Source organism: Aquimarina sp. RZ0 (assembly GCF_008370685.1).
Lineage (GTDB): Bacteria > Bacteroidota > Bacteroidia > Flavobacteriales > Flavobacteriaceae > Aquimarina.
In genome coordinates this window covers 67,201-85,962 of record NZ_VTZU01000004.1, presented here as the reverse complement: position 1 = coordinate 85,962, position 18,762 = coordinate 67,201, and the positions used below count along the sequence as shown (strand labels likewise).

The window sequence follows — 18,762 nt, the reverse complement described above, 5'->3', positions numbered from 1 at the left end:
AGAAAGAAGTATTGTGATTCAGGAATTCTGGATATTATACGATTTATAACTAAAAATTTCGCATATTCATCGTTTCTTTTTCCTTTCTACTTCGTTTAAAAAATAAACCGTAGCTATAGCTATGCTTGATTTTTTTGCCTTGCATAAAGAAAAAATAATTCAATGAATTTATACGAATTTTTTAATCACAAATCGTATTACAGGAGAATTACAAATAACCAAAACTTAATATCGGAGCAGACTCTCAATCAAAATCGTCTTCTTTTGTTATTATTATTTAATTCTGAAAGAAACGATCTTTTTCTAGGTTGTCCTTCTGGTCTAGCAGCAGAAGCTCTTGATTGTGTATTAGAACTTGCAGTAACTTCTTTTTTACCTAATTCTTTATAGTACACTTCTATTGCTGCTGTTTTTTCCAAAAAATAATTCTCTGCTGTCGATTTTATTTCTTGGTCGGGTGTCCTCAATAGCTTATCTCTTAGTTCTAATTCCTGAGCAGACATATTTAGTAATTTATCGGCACCTTCTTCATCATACTTTTCTGAAGCAATATATCTATATTTAGGTAAATGTTCAATTTTAGCTCTATGATTCCTTACAAGTTTTTCTCTTTCTGAAACAATCCCCAAACTTGCAAAATAAGGTTCTGTAATTCCAATATATTTTTTAGGATCTAATTCGTAAAATTTTCCCTGCTTTATTGGCATATTGTCACCATCTGTTTTGCAGATCAATTTTGTAAATTCTCTTTCGGCTGTCTCAGTAACCATATTAAAAGCAAATTGTGTATTCACTGTTTTTGAAGGCAATCTGGGGCGACCGCCCAAAATAGGTATTTTATTTCCAGCTAAATGCTCACTATTATCTAAAAAAACACTATTTAACAACCCTTGTACCTGTTCTATCTTTTCTGTATCCTTAAGAAATTTTTGATTATTATCATTTTTGATAATAGCATTTTCTATGGCTTCTCTCTCTATTAGGTTTTTTAATGCATCGGGAATTTCACCATCAACACTTTTTTGCATGCCAATTAATGCTTGTGTTAAATAGTCTATTACTGGCGTATCACAATCTCCAAAAGCTATTGCCATCTGCTGGAAATGGGTTTGTTTTGTATCCAAGGAAGTTTCTGCAGACAATACATCATCCAGTATATGTTTTGCCGCTGTATGGTATAAAGGATTCTCCGGTAATCTATCAATAAACTCATCGATAAGTTCTACAGTAGAAATCTCATTTTCTGATCCTGGAGTTTTTATTAATGTATTTTCCATACCATCAATTTTTTTTCCTATTGCATGTGATTGCTCTCCGTAAAGTGTTTCTAAATTATTGTTAAATTTAGTATAATCAATTTCCCCTGTAAAAGCAACTTGTGATGATATTTCTGGGAAACCTCTCAATGGATTCTCACTTGCATCTAAATGATAAAGTGAAGTTAGACCCTCTATTTCGCGAGGTAATCTTTGTATATTATTGTGTGTAAGATTTAGTTCTTCTAGTGCTATCAGGTTTCCTATCTCATTAGGTAATCTGCGTAAATCATTGTACGAAACATCCAAAACATTAAGTCCGGTTAGATTTCCTATTTCTGGAGGCAAACTTGAAAGAGCATTTGCACCTAATTTTAACTCATAAAGATTTTCTAAATTTGTAATTTGTAAAGGAAATGATATTAATAAATTACTGTCAAGATCCAATCTCATAAGATTTTCTAAGTGTTCTATTTCATTTGGTAATTCTGTTATTTTATTATCCTCAAGCACTAAACCGTAAAGATTTGTTAACTGGCTTATTTCAGGTGGTAGGGTTTTTAAACTGTTGTTAGTAAGATTTAAATCTTTAATTTTTAATGATGCTAGTTCTGGAATTAGTTCTTTTAAATCTTCTGAAGTTAAATCTAATCCTGATAAGTCTATACCTTCATCAATCTCTTCTAAAAAATCAGTACTTTCTAATTCTTTATCTTTAGATTCTTTTTCATTTCTATATTCTTTTATCCTTTCTTTTGCCAATTCTAAACTTTCCATTGTAGTATCCATAATTGTTAGTGATCTTAGTTGAATTATGCGTTTATATTTATATTGGAAATTAATCTTATGCTGTTATCGAATCCTCTGGTAATTTTCTGAGAATCTTATCACCTCAGTTTTTTTGATTTCTTTAGGATATTATTCTTTTTTCCATCAAAAGATGAAAATAACTTTTTAGGTTGTTATGCACAAGAATCGATTTCTTTTCGTTTTTACCTAAAATTGCTTTCAGAATTCTTTCAGACAATTTTTAATTTTGCTTTACTATATCGTTATATTTCCTTCAAAAATTATCATTGTTTGGCATGAAAAATGTTTTAACAATGATTTTCAGTAAGTTATATATAGAATACAGATCATTCATAATAGAATTTTAATTTACATATTCTTGGTTATCATTCATTTTTAATAGGGATCATATTTTGTAATTGAGTTAAAAATATTCTAGATCACAAATAGCATATAATTTTTAAGAGTTTTTGGTTTACTATAAAAACAGTTTTAAAAGAAAATACCCTATCGACTTATAGCTAGGCTGGTGATAATATCCCTTACTTTAGAATAATTGATCTTATCACGAATTTAATGGTAGTTAATTAAATTCGTGATATACTAATTCCTATGCCCCTTTATACGATTTATAACTAAAAATTTCGCATATTCATCGTTTCTTTTTCCTTTCTACTTCGTTTAAAAAATAAACCGTAGCTATAGCTATGCTTGATTTTTTTGCCTTGCATAAAGAAAAAATAATTCAATGAATTTATACGAATTTTTTAATCACAAATCGTATAATTCATAATTTTATAATTTATTGTTAATACTATGAAGTGGTTTAAACTTTTATGATTCTGACGAAAAATAGTATTTTTTTAATCAATTGAAGTGTTTCTTGCACTTCATAACAGCGCTAAGATGTAAGAAAAAGACGAAAATTGAGTAAAAAAGAGTATTTTTATATGGAATTGAGAAAAGTTTAAACCACTATTATAAAGACAATTATTCATCAGTAAAACCCTAAATACTTATGAATAATAACAGTATTACCTCATTTATAGTAATCAAAAGCGTTTAATTAATGGCTACAAACCAGTTGATTTTTTAGTTCACAAACCAAATAAAGATAATAACTAAACTACAGCAGTCCTAATCTAAACAATATTTACAAAGATGCAACTATTAGCCTCGATGCTAAACGACCGATATTGAAACTAAAGATAGTTTATAAAAAAAGAAGCCTCGTTAGAAAAAACTAACGAGACTTCTTGTAAGATAGATTACCCCAAAACCTATCGAACTAAACTTAACGTAAACACAATCGTCATAATTGCATATGCAAGATACATTCCCTTTTTGTATTATGAAACCCTTTCATGGGGGGAAAAATCCCCTTTCTGCAAAAAAGACCAAACTTTAACATTTTTTTAATAATCTTACAAGATCCAAAATACAAGTTAATTAATTTTATATCAATAAGTTACAAAATTTTTCGTGTAAGAAAATTTTATAAAGGTATTTCAAAAAAAAATCAAAAAAAATCAAAAAATACCGTTAAAACACACAATTTTATGGTTTTTACATAGAATAATTGTTTAAAAAACTGTCTGATTTTTAAAAATTCTTCCTGATTTCTACTTTTTTCTAATAAAAGTGATTTAAATAATTGTGTCTTCAATTATTATTTAGAATTATAACTATCGCATCAATAAGATTAAAAAAATTATCTTTGCTGTCTTAAAATTTTTCCTCTTTCTGATATTTTACATTATCCTACGGATTTAGAAACGTAAAATCAGAAATATTGGTAAATCGTATCAAAAATTGATTACAAGATGAAGCACACAAAAGTAATAGATGTACTAGAAAGCGATAAGCTATTACAACCCGTAATTATCAGGGGTTGGGTACGTTCTTTTCGCAATGATCGTTTTATAGCCATAAACGATGGATCTACTATAAAAAACATTCAATGTGTTATTGAAGATAATACCATCAATATAGACCTTATTAATAAAATTAATGTAGGTGCCGCCATTTCTGTCACTGGAACTTTAGAAGAAAGTGAAGGAAAAGGACAACGTGTAGAAATCAAAGTTTCTAATATTGTGATAGATGGTATTGCTGATCCTGAAGAGTTAAAATTAACAATCCTCTCTCCAAAACGTCATAGCCTGGAAAAACTTCGTGAACAAGCACACTTAAGAGTACGTACCAATACATTTGGAGCCATTATGCGTATGCGCTCTAAGTTATCTTTTGCAATTCATGAATATTTTCAGAAGAATGACTTTTATTATGTACACACTCCTGTAGTAACAGGAAGTGATGCAGAAGGAGCCGGAGAAGCTTTTAAGGTAACAAATCTAGATCTAAACAATATTCCCAAAAATGCTGATGGAGAAGTTGATTACAGTAAAGATTTTTTTGGTAGAGAAACAAATCTTACGGTTTCCGGGCAGTTAGAAGCAGAGACCTATGCTATGGGATTAGGACAGGTATATACATTTGGCCCCACATTCAGGGCAGAAAATTCTAATACCTCGCGCCACCTTGCAGAATTCTGGATGGTAGAGCCCGAAGTAGCGTTCTGCGATCTGGATGGAAATATGGATCTCGCAGAAGATTTCATAAAATATATAATTCAATTTGTATTAGACAACTGTCAGGATGACCTGGAGTTTCTAGAAAAACGCCTGGTAGAAGAAGACAAGAAGAAACCTATGGCAGAAAGGGCTGAGATGTTACTTAGAGATAAACTAAAATTTGTATTAGAAAACAATTTTAAACGCGTAAGTTACACTGAAGCTATTGAGATCTTAAAAAACTCTAAACCCAATAAGAAAAAGAAGTTTACATACCCTATTGAAGAATGGGGAGCTGATTTACAGAGTGAACATGAGCGTTTTTTGGTAGAGAAACATTTTAAATGCCCAGTAATCTTATTTGATTATCCAGCAAAAATTAAAGCTTTCTATATGCGTCTTAATGAAGATGGTAATACCGTGAGAGCCATGGATATCCTCTTTCCTGGTATTGGAGAAATCGTTGGAGGTTCTCAACGAGAAGAACGCTTGGATGTTTTAAAAGAAAAAATGGCTGCTCTGGACATCCCGGAAGAAGATCTGTGGTGGTATCTGGACACACGCCGTTTTGGTACGTGTGTACATAGTGGTTTTGGACTAGGTTTCGAGAGATTAGTATTATTTGTTACTGGTATGGGTAACATACGCGATGTGATCCCTTATCCTAGAACTCCATTGAATGCAGAATTCTAAAAACTATCAGTTTATGCTTTGACTAAGATAGCCTATATTGATAATAGATTTTTACACTCAAAGTACTTGTTTTGGATATAAAATTCTTATTAGAATTTTACTCAAACTGACACATTTGCAATTCATCGAACTCAGTTTTTTATAGTTTTACGCTAGAAAAAGAAAGCAATACTACCTAAAAATCGATATATCTTTAAAAATTAAGGATATCATGAGGTAACATTTTGTTACATTCTGACACTTACTTATACTGGTTCAATAGTTAACCTTTGTGTATTATATTCTAAATAAAATATAATACACAAAGGTTAACTATTTTAAACAACCTCGTGTCAAACGTTGAGAATTATGCAATTCTTAGATGAAAACACCACAAATCGAAGCAAATTATTTTTATGTTGAAATGTGAAACAAAAAGAAATGATTATGGCAGGTGTAATTTCATTTGAGCATGGCATAACTCTATAATCTAATTTTCCCTTGGAAAAGTATACCCAGAAGTATGGTATATTTTATTATAGAGAATTCAAATGATAATTAGTGTTACCAAAATCAAGTTATATGAAAAAATACTTATTTCTTATTCTATGTATTCTTACTGTTTTTAATATCCTGGGACAAAAGAGTAAAATTTCTATTGCTAATACTCCAGATTGGGTGTCAAGTATAGAAAATCTAAATTCAGACAATAATCAAAACAATGATAGTTCAGGTTATTACTATCATTTGATTGACCAACAAATCAACCTGGATAAGCAACACTATTATTATCATTATACAGTAGAATTAATTAATAATGAAGGGATTCAGCAGATTCCTGATATTAATATTGATTTTGATCCTACTTATCAGCAATTGATTTTTCACAAAATAAATATTGTCAGGGCCGGTAAACCCATTATAAAACTATCCATGGATCAAATAAAAACTGTGCAAAGAGAAGCCAATATGGAAAGATTTTTATATGATGGCATGCTAACAGCTTTTATCAACTTATCTGATGTAAGGATTGGAGATATCGTAGATTATTCATACACCTTAGTAGGATCCAATCCGGTATATGAGAACAAATATCACAGCAAATTATATTTTCAATATCCAATTCCAGTTGGGGTTTTATACAATAGATTAGTAGTCTCAGAGAATAGAAAGTTACATTTTAAATATTTTAATAATGCACCTCTTGCTATTGAGAAAAACTACAATGGCTTATCCGAATACAGCTGGAAAAATAAAAATATCTCCCCTATAGTATATGATATTGGTACTCCATCATGGTATAATCCTTCTCCAGCTGTTTCTATTTCTGAATATAGTTCCTGGAATGAGGTGGTTGATCAATACCAGAAACACTATCAACTAAATACATCGGACACTAAAACACTTCATAAAAACGCAACTAGACTATTTTCTAAAATCCCGAAGGATTCACTAGTGAATAAAATAAGAAAATTTGTTCAGGATGACATCAGATATCTGGGGTTTGAAGGAGGTTTGAATTCTCATAAACCAAATAATCCAATTGACGTACTAAATCAAAGGTATGGTGATTGCAAAGCTAAATCATTTTTGTTGAGTGAACTTTATAAAGTTTTTAAAATAGAAGCGCACCCAATACTTGTTAGCTCATATAATGGAAAAAATATCGAAGATGAGTTACCATCGCCGAATCTATTCAATCATTGTATTGTACAAGTAAAATTTAATGAAGGAACCTATTATATTGATCCTACAATTAGTAATCAAGGAGGTTCACTCGAAAATCTTTATGTTCCTGATTATCAAAAAGGACTTGTTCTTAACAACGAGGAAGTTGAATTATCTGATATCAATAGCACATCCGAGAATGTGATACGTATTATTGAAGAATTTGATATTAAAACAATTGGTGAAGGTGGCGATCTTACTATTACAACCAAATACTCTGGTTATTATGCTGATGATCAACGTGTAAACTTTGCAAAAAAAGACTTTCACAAAATTCAAAAAGAGTATCTAAATTTTTATAGCACTATTTACCCAAGCATAAAAGAATCTTCAAAAATAGAAATCACTGATCATCGAGAAAATCGAAACGAAATCATTATAAAGGAAAGTTATTCTATTGATTCATTATGGTCAAAATCTACTGTAGATGATCAAATACTGACTTGTGAATTCTATCCTCTTAATATAGAAACATATGTCAATCTCAACAAATCTCCTAAACGGACTATGCCATATCTGGTACAATATCCTGTGGATATTGAACATCAAATCGTTGTAAACCTTCCCGAAGAATGGTATGCAAAACAACAAAATACTATTATCAAAGACGATTCATTCGTATATGCCTATGACATAAATTACTATAGCAAAAAGATAAAATTAACGCACAGCTATAAAACTTTAAAGAACTATCTAGAAGCTGATGAGGTTTCTTCATTTATTTCAAAACATGATCAGATTTTAAATGGTTTACCATATGTATTAACCTATAATAAAAATTTACTTTCCGAAAATTCAGGTGTAAGCTGGATATTAATACTAATTTCGTTATTTATTATAAGCGTCAGCGTATATTTTGCAATTAAAATATATAAAAACTACGATGTAAAAATTAAACAAACTACCAATAGTATCTACTCAAAAATTGGAGGTTGGTTAATTCTGATTGCAATTGGATTATCCTTTACCCCATTGCGGATTTTTTATGACCTCATTAAAAATTTTAAAGAATTCTATGGGACTAATACCTGGAATTATATCACCCAGAAGCATAATTCTTTTAGTGAATTGTTCAGCTCGATGCTAATAATCTTTGAGCTCATCTACAATTTAGTTTTTATCGTCTTCTCAATATTACTAATCATATTATTTTTTAAGAGAAGAAGCATAACTCCAAGAATGATGATCATATTTTATAGTGCATCTTTTATTGTAATCACTGCTGATTCGATAATAGCTTTTGGTCTAAATGAGTTTCTGTACTCAGAAGCCGAAAGAGTACAGACATTTAAAGAAATAGCAAAATCATTTATCAAAATGATAATATGGATTCCTTATTTCCTGGTTTCTAAAAGAGTAAAATCTACTTTTGTCGAAGTTTATAATAAAAAGAAAACTACTAATTAAGGTGCTTTTTTAATAATATTTCAGAGATTAAATTACTGATAGCATTATTATTATTGGTCTTCTCTAATTTCTTTTTTACCGTTTGTATTTTTTCCTGATGCGGTATTTTGGCTGTTTTGGCAAGTAATTTCAATGTTTCTTCAAAAAAATCATTTAGAATAGGCATTACAAATTTACTTTGGGTATTTTTTTTAGTTAAAAAAATAAACTTTTTAGCATATGCCAGAAATATTTGGGGATATTTAGAAAATGTCAGTATTGCTTCACTAAAACTTCTATACACATCTTCCCTGAGAAGATAGCTCCTGAATTTAAGTTTCTTATTATCAATATGTTTAAGAGTATATAATAGTACGCTTTCCTTTATAAAAATACTGTAATCATTCGCAGAATAATAATACACCTCCATACCAATATTTGTATTTACTACTAATACTTCATTGCCAATATTTTCTTTGAGAAAAGCCTGAAAAGTTTCTACAGTCGAAGAAGACATTAACAAACGTCTTTTTATATCTGTAGATTTAATATTTACAGATTTGATATCCTTTTCTATGTGGTCACTGGCATTCACTCGGTAAAATTCAATAATTCAGAAAAATCAAGACCTTGATTTTTAGCATGCATCTCTGCTGTATATCCACGATTATCTTTTATGGAAACATCTGCTCCATTTTGTATTAATAACCTCAAAATTTCTTTTTGTCCAAAAGTTGCCGCAAAAATCAATGCTGTTGCCTCGTTATAGTTTTTAATATTCACATCAGCTCCTGATTTTATAAGCAGTTCGGCAATAGCATAATACCCTTTAAAACAGACTCCCATCAGTGCAGTGTTCCCCGAAGTATCCTGAGCATTAATATCTGGTTTATATGTAAGAAGTAACTCGGTAATCGGAGTAGAACCATAATACGTAGCAAGTAACAAAGGGGTTGATCCTCTTTGATCTTTTGTATTAATAAGGTTTGCATCAGCATCCATAAATTGTTTTACCATATCAAGGTTTTCTGACCTTATAGCATTAAAAATCGTATCCATATATTGACTTCAAGATTAAATAAATGTTTATAGAAAAGATGTTTTTCGAAGATATCAAAAAACTCTTCAATATATCGAAATTATAAGAAATGAATAATTTTCACTATCAATTATGTCTAAAAAACAGGTGATTTTTTAGCAAATCACCTGTTTTACTATGTTAGCATATCAAGATTATATTATGAAAGATCGAATCGATCAAGGTTCATAACTTTCTCCCAAGCCTTTACAAAATGAGCTACAAATCTTTCTTGAGAATCTTTACTGCCATACACTTCGGCAAGTGCACGCAATTCAGAATTAGACCCAAAAATAAGATCCACACGAGTACCTACCCATTTGGATTCTCCAGTACTACGATCACGACCTACAAAAACAGTATCATCATTAGAGGTGGCTTCCCAGGTGGTTCTCATATCAAGTAAGTTTACAAAAAAGTCATTCGTAAGAAATTCTGGACGCTCTGTAAAAACACCGTATTGAGATCCATCATAATTTGTATTAAGTACACGTAAACCACCTATCAATACTGTCATTTCTGGTACTGTTAATGTCAATAAATTTGCGCGATCTATTAACATTTCCTCTGCAGAAACTTTATATTCACCTCTCTGATAATTACGAAAACCGTCTGCCATAGGTGCTAAGGCATTAAAAGAGGCTACGTCTGTTTGTTCTTGCGAAGCATCCATACGCCCTGGAGTAAAAGGAACCGATATAGGATGTCCAGCATTTCTAGCAGCTTCTTCAATCGCTGTAGATCCTCCGAGAACGATCAAATCTGCGATGGAAACTATTCTACCTTTGGTGCCAAATTCTTTTTGAATTCCTTCTAAAACATCTAATACATTGGCTAGTTGAGTTGGGTTATTCACTTCCCAATCCTTTTGTGGAGCGAGTCTGATACGCCCTCCATTAGCGCCACCTCTTTTATCAGAACCGCGAAAAGTTGATGCAGAACCCCAAGCTGTACTTACTAATTGAGAAATTGTAAGCCCGGAAGCGAGAATCATCTTTTTTAATGAAGCTATATCTTCATCATTTACTAATTCATGTGTAACTGCTGGAATCGGATCCTGCCATATCATTTCTTCATCCGGAACTTCTGACCCGAGATAACGTGCTATGGGTCCCATATCTCTATGCGTCAACTTAAACCAGGCACGAGCAAATACTTCTTCAAACTCAGCAGGATTTTTACGAAAACGTTTCGAAATTTCAAGATATACAGGATCTTTTTTAAGTGCCATATCGCCAGTTGTCATCATAAGACCTTCTTTCTTTGACGGATCTCCTACGCTTGGCACTGTATCCGCTTTTGATGCAGCTGTAGGTGTCCATTGATGGGCTCCTGCGGGACTTTTTGTCAATTCCCAATCATAGTCCAATAATACTCTGAAAAAATCATGATCCCATTTTGTTGGATTTGGTGTCCACGCGCCTTCTATACCACTGGTAATCGTATCACCTCCGTGACCACTACCATAGGTGTTTTTCCAGCCTAAACCTTGCTCTTCGATACTTGCTCCTGCAGGTTCTGCTCCGACAAATTTTTCTGGATCAGCAGCTCCATGAGCTTTACCAAAAGTATGCCCTCCTGCAATTAACGCCACTGTTTCTTCATCATTCATCGCCATTCGACCAAAAGTCTCACGTATATCCTTAGCAGAACCTACTGGATCCGGATTTCCATTAGGACCTTCTGGGTTCACATAAATCAATCCCATGTGCGCAGCGCCCAAAGTGCTTTCCAGTTCTCCATCTGAGTAGCGTTCTTTGTTTCCTAACCATTCTGTTTCAGAACCCCAATAAATATCCTGTTCTGGCTCCCATATATCTTCGCGGCCTCCTGCAAAACCATATGTTTCAAAACCCATAGATTCCAATGCACAGTTTCCTGCAAGAATCAAAAGATCCGCCCAGGAGATTTTTCTTCCATATTTCTGTTTGATTGGCCATAATAACAACCGTGCCTTATCCAGATTCCCATTATCAGGCCAGCTATTTAAAGGAGCAAAACGCTGATTCCCGGCACCAGCTCCACCACGACCATCCTGTATCCTATATGTACCTGCACTATGCCACGCCATACGGATAAAAAGCCCACCGTAATGACCATAATCTGCTGGCCACCAATCCTGAGAATCTGTCATTAGAGTATGAAGATCTTTCTTTACAGCTGCCAAATCCAGACTTTTGAATTCTTCAGCGTAGTTAAAGTCATCCCCCATTGGATTAGATAACTCAGAATTTTGACGCAGGATACTTAACTTCAATTGATTGGGCCACCAATCACGATTAGAGGTGCCACCTCCAGCACTTTGCTGTAAGGAGCCATTCAGAAAAGGGCACATATCTGCAGCCATAGCATTATTAGCAGAACCGTGAGATGATTTATTATTTTCCATATTAAAAGTTTAAAAAAAGAGTTTATAAATTTTGGATGTTCAAAAATACAATAAATTTTTACTATTGATTTAAAATATTCAATACATAAAATCTATACTGATATTTAACAGCTTTATACGTAGCTATATATACACAAAATCAGCTCAATTTCTAATACTTACTTTACACAAGGATCTGGTACCATTTCCAATTCTGAATTAAATACAAAAAAGCCATCATATTACTTCATTCATTTTTCATAATATGAGAAACAGTATCGATCTTCTTTTTTACACTAATTTTATATATTTTCTCAATAATAACAGCTAGACTATGTTTAGTGCGGGAATTAAAAGTAGTGAACTTTCGATTATACACTTAGCCTAATTTTTTTATTTTACTCGATAATCGAGGTTTAAATGCTACGAGGCTTGCCACGAAATCAACATGTTTTTTTAATAAATGCCTCGTGGGCTTGCCACGAGGTAGTTTACTTTTATCTTTTTCTTCGTAAAATCCAAATTTTAGATTTCGCAACCTTGCATGCAAATAAATACAGATCTTTCCATTAAGCTAAAAGCCCTATGCTTTCTTATACGTTGTTATAAATAGTGCCTGGTCGGAAATACAGCAAAATCAAATTTGTATCTTTTTGCGCAATTTTAATTTATTTTTAATTGTTTGATGTTATGGCATATACTTCAAAAAATAAATCAAAATTTCATTAAAAATCTTTCAAATTATGAAAATCGTCTATTTTCGACCAGGCTAAGTAGTACTATTCATTTCCTAATCCTGTTTTACGCAGTTCGTCCCGTTTAATAAAATAGAATAACATATCTGTTGATGGTGCTTTTTTTAATCCTAATTGATGTCCGATTGTAATTATTTGTCCTCGATGAAAAGTACTATGATTCATACAATGTTGAATTAATTCAAACTGATGAAAGTTTCCGTTTAATTCTTTCGTTTTCACCAATCTGAATTCGTTCCATGATTTTTGACCTTTCAAATAGTTTACAAAGGCCTCTGATTGTTCAATCATTCCTTTGAAAATTTCTTCAATAGAATTCCCCCATAATCTTTCAAACGATTGTTCTTTTAAAACACAATAATAAAACATTTGACCATCCAAAATATGACTTACTGTATTCAATATATTAGGAAAACTTGATTTACATTCTTTAGTCAACAATTCTTCGTCATTATCCTTGAGCCAATTTATTAATCGTTTGTTAGCCCATAGATTATAATTAACTAACTCTTCTATTTCATCAATTTCTTTCATCAATGTTGAGTTTGGTGCGGTATTACTCAAAATGTTTAAAATATATATCGCAGCAGGGCAAAATATTACCAAATCATCGATATTTCTGCACAAATTTCATAAAATTCTCTTCATAAAACCAGGTGTCTTACCAAATATACAAAGACCTTTCGGTTAATCACCTAGCCGCTATGATTATATATATGATGCTGAACTGTTTTAATTTATTAGTAACCCATTTTTGCAATTCAGATGCATCCATTTTTAATTAAGTTAACAAAAAGGGTTAGTAGAGTTTTTCTATATAGAGAATCTCAACTAACATTTGAGTATAGATCATTACCTTCTTATACGATTTGTGATTAAAAAATTCGTATAAATTCATTGAATTATTTTTTCTTTATGCAAGGCAAAAAAATCAAGCATAGCTATAGCTACGGTTTATTTTTTAAACGAAGTAGAAAGGGAAAAGAAACGATGAATATGCCAAATTTTTAGTTATAAATCGTATTAGTTTATTGATACATCTATACTCAAAAAAAGTAACTACTCTTCTTTAAGTTTTTATCTAATGCACACTGGTATGTGAATACTATATTCTAAAAATATATTTATACATCTGTGTTCTATAAAATCTCAAACACCTCAACAACAAAGCTATACAATAACGAACATAAATGATTAACAAACAATATTTTATAAAAAAAATAATTGCGCCACTAACATTTCCAGAGATCGTTCACCATATAATAATTGTGCAATCCTTTCGTTTTTTTTATAACTATTTAAAAATTAACACAAACCTCTAAACTTAAAATTAATTATGAGAACAACACAACGTTTTTCATCTCTGAAAAACAAAAATCGTCTATCCAAAATATTCTTCCTGACTCTTGTCTTTTTTTGCACACAATCCATTATTTCTCAATCTATTGTTCAAAAAAACGGGAGATTAAGAGTCTCCGGAAACAAAGTAGTCAATAAAAATAATCAACCCATAAGCCTCGCAGGGAATAGTATCTTTTGGAGTAATTTTGGTGAAGGAGCTAAATTTTATAATGCAGCAACCGTTGATCATTTGGCAAAAGATTGGAATTCTAGTATCGTCCGTGCATCTATGGGTGTCGAAGATCCTGGAGGCTATATTACTAATCCTACACGCGAAAAAAATAAAGTAAAAGCTTTAGTAGAAGCTGCAATAGCAAATGACATATACGTCATCATTGATTGGCATTCTCACAATGCTGAGCAATATGAGCAACAGGCAATTACATTTTTTACAGAAATGGCTGCACTGTACGGAGATAATGATCACGTAATCTATGAAGTATATAATGAACCGATAAGACAATCGTGGCAAACGATAAAATCATACTCTGAAGCGGTTATAAATGCTATTAGAGCAGAAGATCCGGACAATCTAATTATTGTAGGGTCATCGCAATGGTCGCAAAAAGTTGTAGAAGCATCTAATAATCCAATACAAAAAAGCAATATCGCATATACACTACACTTTTATGCAGGTACGCATAAACAATTTTTAAGAGACGAAGCTAAGAGAGCCATGAATAATGGTATTGCTTTATTTGTTACAGAATGGGGAGCCGTAAATGCCAATGGTGATGGAGGAGCCGACCGACAAGAAACCCAGAAATGGCTTGATTTTATGAAAGAAAACAACATTAGTCACGCCAATTGGTCTGTAAGTGATAAAGCAGAAGGCGCTTCTGTTGTAGCCAGTCGAACAGGAGTTTCTGGCCTTACTAATAATAATCTGACGGCGACAGGTAGCTATATCAAAGACATTATCAAAAACTGGGAAGGTAATATCACCAATCCTCCTGTACCAACTTGTACTGGTAATGGGTTTTCTATTAATACAACCATCCAGGCAGAAGATTTCTGTGCTCAGAAAGGAATTAGAACCGAAACCACTACTGATAGTAATGGAGGCCTCAATGTAGGATATATAGACAATGGAGATTATCTGAGATACCGGGTAAATATTCCTGCTGATGGTAGTTATACAATAAAATATAGGATCGCCAGTATAGTTGATTCTGGAGAATTACAATGTAAAGATGGAAATTCTGTGCTAAAAACATCGTCAATCCCGCTGACAAATGGTTGGCAAAACTGGAATACCATAACTACAGAGATTCGTCTAACAGCTGGGCAAAAAACTATAGAATTATACGCAAAATCAGGAAAATTTAATATCAATTGGTTTGAAATCTCTACAGATTCTAATCCTGACCCTAATCCTAATCCACCAACGAGCAATAATTGTAAATATGGAACTCCTATAGCTGCTGCGCTATCATCTATTCAAAATAGTTCATATACCAACACACATGTACTAGGTTCTGGTGGGCCAGATCTGAGTAATGTTACAAATTTTACCATAAATTGGGATCTCAATAATAACGGTTTATATCAATTCTCCATAAACACAAATAACGGAATCCCTAATTGGTGGAATGACCTTAAAAGTAATACTTCTCAAAACTTTACATCTGTAAATCCTGATATACAACTTAGCAATACCGGTTTTGCCAATCTTGATGGTGATTATTGGGTAACAAAAGACGGTGCTAATTTTGTGATGGTTTCCAAAAATAAAAATTTTACGATTTACTTTAGTAATTCCAATACCTCTCCTAATTGTTCTTCTAGCACTAGAGAATCTATAGAAACAGATAACAGTATAACAGTAAGAGTATTCCCTGTACCTGCTCAAAAAACACTCACTGTCGATGGGCTGAAGGAGAAAGCAACTGCGCAAATAATTGATATTTCAGGAAAAATAATTGTTAGAACACCTATAAATACAGAAAATAATACCATCGATATTTCTACATTGGATACTGGCAATTACTTTGTAAAAATTATGGGTAAGACGAGATCAGAATCTTTTCAGTTTATAAAAAATAACGGATAATCTTCTGGTAGTATCATACTAAATATTTGAACTCATCTTAAGTAGTGGTTTTCAACCGAAAAGTTTGGCTTTTGTAGGTCAAAGCTGTACTCAAGATGAGTTCTTTATTCACACTGCCCGAAATAGCAATTTATACAATTATTACGAGCAGTATTCTTTTATACCGGATTGATTATAAAAATAGGTTAAAAATCAAGAAGTTACTTTTTTATTTTACCAAGCCATAAAAATACTGATAGACTAATTTTTACAATGAAGCAAAAGAGAAAATGAACGAGTATATCAACCCAATCGCTCTTTCATTTTTAGAAGTTCCTGTTCTATCATCTGCAACTTACCTTCTACTCCGTCTGCAAATTCAGGGATACGTCTACAAAATACATATCTAACTCTCCACATTTCTTTAATTTCAGTAATTAAATATTCTGCATCCTCAATATTTTTATGATCTGCTCGTAATACAATTATATCTTTAGTAATATAAAGTCTTCTGAAGATTAACTTCCCATCGGCTAAAACAAAGACTAATGTGCCATTGTTCAATTTTTTAATCACCTCTGCTGGTACCTTCTCTCCTATCACAATATCCTTTGGATAAAACCCATGATCATGATTTGTCATTTCCAGATTAGAGACAGTATATCCTCTAAATTCTTTTGCCGGGTTCACTGGTAATTGAATACCTGGTAGTTCTTTAATAAAAGTATCCTTATCATATAAAGAAATATATTCACTAGCAGTATTCTCTGTTATACAAGGAATCAAAGCAAATTTTTCTCTCTTTACATCCTGAGCATAAGTGGTAAGATCTCCTTTAAATTTCAAAAGCTCATTTACGGTAAGTTCACTGGTTAATAAAGCATCAATCTGAATGCTAAAATAATTAGCTATTTTGATTATTGTATCTATTTTTGGTTCACTTCTACCTTCCTCATAAGCACCTAAAGTCCCTCTTTTAAGTTCAAAAAGCTCTGCAAACGCCTGCTGGCTTAAACTTTTAACACTTCTTATTTTTTTAATATTCTTTCCAAAAAATGACATTTTTGCTAATTTTATTTGCAATTATAAAAATTTATTGTACATTTACACTAACAATATTAGCTAATATACTAAAAAAATGCTAATCATAGTAGATACACTTTATAAAGTGTATTTAGTTTTGGGCAAAACTACTATATCTACTAAAATTTTTAGCAAATACTAATTCATTAATCTAAAAAACAACATACTCATGATAGTCATCATACTTTATCTTGCCAATTTAGCTATACATATAGTCGAAAAGTTATCCTACTTTTTGTAATATTGATATAGTATCAAGAACTAGAAATAAATTACTAACAATCAATTAAAAAAACCATCACATGCAAGATCACTTCCAATTGGTAAAAGATTATTTACTACAACTTAATTTCAATATTATTCACGAAAATAAAGGAGATGGTATTATCATGATCAGTAAAGAAAATGAAGGGATTAAAAACCTCATCATCGGAGTAGCATTACCAATTTTAATTATAGAGCAGCACATATTCAATATCAAAAACAAAAGTGAAATCGTGTATCGTAGTTTGCTTAAGAAAAACAGGGATATCGTTCACGGAGCATTTGTACTGGATGAAACTGGAGAAAAAGTAATCTTTAGAGATACCCTCCAATTAGAAAATTTAGACCTGAACGAGCTGGAAGGAACATTGAACTCTTTGGGGCTACTATTGAGTGAATACTCGCAACAAATTATAAATTTTTCAAAATATTAAACTATGAATTTTTTTAAAAGATTATTTAAAATAGGAGAAGCAGAAGCACATTCTGCTATAGATAAGATGGAAGATCCTATAAAAATGACAGAGCAAGGAATTCGAGATATGAAAATTGATCTCGCAAAAGGCCTAGAAGCACTGGCACAAGTAAAGGCAATGGCTATCAGGTCTAAAAATGATACTGAAGAATTTGCTGCAAAAGCAGAAGATTATCAGCAGAAAGCAATGTTGATTCTTAAAAAAGCGCAAGGTGGTGGTCTTGATGCTACAGAAGCAGATAGATTAGCAAAAGAAGCTTTGGTCAAAAAAGAAGAAGCATTACAGAATGTAACCCGTAGCAAAGGCGAGACAGAAAAATTTGACACCTCTGTATCTCAGTTAGAAAAAAACATACAGGAGATTAAACAAAATATTAGTAAATGGGAAAATGAGCTTAAAACACTAAAAGCAAGAGTAAAAGTGTCTACTGCTACAAAAAATGTAAACAAGCAAATGGCAGAAATAGACAGTTCCAGTACGGTATCTATGCTAGAACGTATGAAGGATAAAGTAAACCAGGAAGAAGCATTGGCAGAAGCCTATGGAGATATTGCAAACACCTCTAAATCTATAGATGATGAATTAGATAAAGCTGTGGATGCCAAAGAAACAAATGCAGAAGACGATTTAGCTAAACTAAAAGAACAATTAGGACTGACAGACAAAAAGGAGTAAACTACCTCGGGGCATACTCTAGAAGCATGTATCAAAAAAAATCGATTTTGAGGCAAGCCTCTGAGCATTTAAATCACGGTTATCGAGTACATTAAAAACTAAACACCCTTGGTATATTCAGTCAAGTATGAATATTAAAAACGAGTAATCATGATCATTTTAACAACAGATACCATCCCTAATAAAGAGAGCTCTCAGGTTTTAGGAATTGCCAGATGAAGTACCG

Annotated in this window: 11 protein-coding genes; 5 read left to right on the top strand and 6 right to left on the bottom strand. The window is 32.0% G+C overall.

The features are described from left to right. Window positions 1–248 precede the first annotated feature (248 nt). The gene (locus F0000_RS03165) at window positions 249–2,045 is read right to left on the bottom strand and encodes a leucine-rich repeat domain-containing protein (protein WP_149623253.1); all 1,797 of its coding nucleotides are present in this window, start codon (window positions 2,043–2,045) and stop codon (window positions 249–251) included. Between the two features lie 1,823 nt (window positions 2,046–3,868). Between F0000_RS03165 and asnS the strand changes: the two genes are divergently transcribed. Together asnS and F0000_RS03155 are read left to right on the top strand one after the other, a co-directional pair. Continuing rightward, window positions 3,869–5,311, top strand: a complete 1,443-nt coding sequence (gene asnS, locus F0000_RS03160) for an asparagine--tRNA ligase (RefSeq protein ID WP_149623252.1) — start codon at window positions 3,869–3,871, stop codon at window positions 5,309–5,311. Window positions 5,312–5,872: 561 nt separating this feature from the next. Further along, window positions 5,873–8,425 carry a DUF2569 family protein gene (locus tag F0000_RS03155; RefSeq protein WP_149623251.1) on the top strand — a complete coding sequence of 851 codons (2,553 nt, stop codon included), beginning with the start codon at window positions 5,873–5,875 and terminating at the stop codon, window positions 8,423–8,425. Here the strand turns inward: F0000_RS03155 and F0000_RS03150 are convergent. From F0000_RS03150 to F0000_RS03135, 4 genes are all read right to left on the bottom strand, one after another. Beyond that, the gene (locus F0000_RS03150) at window positions 8,418–8,999 is read right to left on the bottom strand and encodes a hypothetical protein (RefSeq protein WP_149623250.1); all 582 of its coding nucleotides are present in this window, start codon (window positions 8,997–8,999) and stop codon (window positions 8,418–8,420) included. The genes F0000_RS03155 and F0000_RS03150 overlap by 8 nt on opposite strands. Then, complete coding sequence (locus F0000_RS03145) at window positions 8,996–9,463, bottom strand: ankyrin repeat domain-containing protein (RefSeq protein WP_149623249.1); 468 nt, start codon at window positions 9,461–9,463, stop codon at window positions 8,996–8,998. The genes F0000_RS03150 and F0000_RS03145 overlap by 4 nt, the downstream gene beginning before the upstream one ends. A gap of 179 nt (window positions 9,464–9,642) precedes the next feature. Then, a complete protein-coding gene (gene katG / locus F0000_RS03140) occupies window positions 9,643–11,871 on the bottom strand; it encodes a catalase/peroxidase HPI (RefSeq protein WP_149623248.1) in 2,229 nt (742 codons plus the stop codon). Window positions 11,872–12,629: 758 nt separating this feature from the next. Continuing rightward, entirely contained in the window at window positions 12,630–13,139 is a 510-nt protein-coding gene (locus tag F0000_RS03135) for a DinB family protein (protein WP_149623247.1), read from the bottom strand. A gap of 802 nt (window positions 13,140–13,941) precedes the next feature. Here F0000_RS03135 and F0000_RS03130 point away from each other — a divergent pair. Then, complete coding sequence (locus tag F0000_RS03130; RefSeq protein ID WP_149623246.1) at window positions 13,942–16,059, top strand: cellulase family glycosylhydrolase; 2,118 nt, start codon at window positions 13,942–13,944, stop codon at window positions 16,057–16,059. A 282-nt stretch (window positions 16,060–16,341) separates the two neighbouring features. Here F0000_RS03130 and F0000_RS03125 read toward each other — a convergent pair whose 3' ends face one another. Next, the gene (locus tag F0000_RS03125; RefSeq protein ID WP_149623245.1) at window positions 16,342–17,100 is read right to left on the bottom strand and encodes a helix-turn-helix domain-containing protein; all 759 of its coding nucleotides are present in this window, start codon (window positions 17,098–17,100) and stop codon (window positions 16,342–16,344) included. Between the two features lie 323 nt (window positions 17,101–17,423). Here F0000_RS03125 and F0000_RS03120 point away from each other — a divergent pair, with 323 nt between their 5' ends. Together F0000_RS03120 and F0000_RS03115 are read left to right on the top strand one after the other, a co-directional pair. Continuing rightward, window positions 17,424–17,819 carry a YbjN domain-containing protein gene (locus tag F0000_RS03120; protein WP_149623244.1) on the top strand — a complete coding sequence of 132 codons (396 nt, stop codon included), beginning with the start codon at window positions 17,424–17,426 and terminating at the stop codon, window positions 17,817–17,819. A 3-nt stretch (window positions 17,820–17,822) separates the two neighbouring features. Then, window positions 17,823–18,536: a PspA/IM30 family protein gene (locus F0000_RS03115; protein WP_149623243.1), complete on the top strand. Its 714-nt coding sequence runs from the start codon at window positions 17,823–17,825 to the stop codon at window positions 18,534–18,536. The last annotated feature ends 226 nt before the right edge of the window (window positions 18,537–18,762 follow it).

Bases quoted from the DNA above. Each gene is read 5' to 3' on its own strand.
- F0000_RS03165 (WP_149623253.1), bottom strand. From the start codon at position 2,045: ATGGATACTACAATGGAAAGTTTAGAATTGGCAAAAGAAAGGATAAAA.
- asnS (WP_149623252.1), top strand. From the start codon at position 3,869: ATGAAGCACACAAAAGTAATAGATGTACTAGAAAGCGATAAGCTATTA.
- F0000_RS03155 (WP_149623251.1), top strand. From the start codon at position 5,873: ATGAAAAAATACTTATTTCTTATTCTATGTATTCTTACTGTTTTTAAT.
- F0000_RS03145 (WP_149623249.1), bottom strand. From the start codon at position 9,463: ATGGATACGATTTTTAATGCTATAAGGTCAGAAAACCTTGATATGGTA.
- katG (WP_149623248.1), bottom strand. From the start codon at position 11,871: ATGGAAAATAATAAATCATCTCACGGTTCTGCTAATAATGCTATGGCT.
- F0000_RS03135 (WP_149623247.1), bottom strand. From the start codon at position 13,139: ATGAAAGAAATTGATGAAATAGAAGAGTTAGTTAATTATAATCTATGG.
- F0000_RS03130 (WP_149623246.1), top strand. From the start codon at position 13,942: ATGAGAACAACACAACGTTTTTCATCTCTGAAAAACAAAAATCGTCTA.
- F0000_RS03125 (WP_149623245.1), bottom strand. From the start codon at position 17,100: ATGTCATTTTTTGGAAAGAATATTAAAAAAATAAGAAGTGTTAAAAGT.
- F0000_RS03120 (WP_149623244.1), top strand. From the start codon at position 17,424: ATGCAAGATCACTTCCAATTGGTAAAAGATTATTTACTACAACTTAAT.
- F0000_RS03115 (WP_149623243.1), top strand. From the start codon at position 17,823: ATGAATTTTTTTAAAAGATTATTTAAAATAGGAGAAGCAGAAGCACAT.